We start from the raw sequence: 1,035 nt of genomic DNA on the forward strand, positions 1-1,035 counted from the left end.
TTAATTTTCACGATATCGCCGTAAAAATTAAATCGGTAAAGTAATAAATTGTGATAACTTTTTACCCGACTCCCGACTCCCGACTCCCGATTACCTGGATTTTTTTGTATTAGAATAAATAAAAATAGGTTTGTCTGTATCTACTGGTTAAGGCTATAGAGTTAACTGGAGGCTAATTGGTTGGTAAGCGATTCGAGGGGGTTGATCAAAATCTCAGGGTGCGAGGACTCAGAAACCAGTATGGATGTGGTGTTTGTTCACGGATTGGGAGGTGATCCCAGAGGCACGTGGCATCACCAGCATGCAATCAATGATGATAATTTTTGGCCAGTTTGGTTAGGACAAGAGCAGCTATGCCTTAACATCTGGTCTTTTGGGTATGACGCGAAAGCGACAAACTGGCAAAGCAATAGCAGTATGCCGCTCTTCGATCTTGCTAGTAATTTATTAGGGTGGTTAGATAGCTGCAATCTGGGTAAGCGTCCATTAATATTTATTACTCATAGTATGGGCGGGCTTTTAGTCAAAAAAATGCTTCGTAGTGCTAATGATTTTGATGACTATAAAGGGATTATTGAGCAGACTAAAGGCATAGTATTTCTGGCTACTCCCCACACTGGGTCTCATCTCGCTAATTTAATTAATAATATTGGTGTTTTAGCACGAACCACCGTCAGTGTAGAGGAATTAAAAGCTCATCACCCTCAGTTACGGGAATTAAATGAGTGGTATAGAGAAAACGTTCGGAGTCTAGGAATTGCTACAAAAGTCTATTATGAAACCCAGCCTGTAAAAGGGATTTTGGTTGTAGACGAAGATAGTGCAAACCCAGCCATTGAAGGAGTGAAGCCGGTTGCTATAGCAAAGCACCATATTGACCTATGCAAACCAGAGTCTCAAAACAGTCTGCTCTATCTTGGTGTCAAGAAATTTATCAAGGAATGCCTCAACAAAAAACACATAACATGAAATCATCGCATTGACATCACTAATCGTAGCACTCCCTACTGTGTCGGTAGGGACGATCAACTTGAG

Annotated in this window: 1 protein-coding gene; it reads left to right on the plus strand. The window is 41.0% G+C overall.

Annotation, left to right across the window (positions count from 1 at the left end):
- Positions 1-240 precede the first annotated feature (240 nt).
- A complete protein-coding gene (locus F6K51_RS38135) occupies positions 241-969 on the plus strand; it encodes a hypothetical protein (protein ID WP_293031578.1) in 729 nt (242 codons plus the stop codon).
- The last annotated feature ends 66 nt before the right edge of the window (positions 970-1,035 follow it).

Origin of the sequence: Moorena sp. SIO3I8 (assembly GCF_010692325.1) — a bacterium.
In the GTDB taxonomy this organism is placed as follows: Bacteria; Cyanobacteriota; Cyanobacteriia; order Cyanobacteriales; family Coleofasciculaceae; genus Moorena.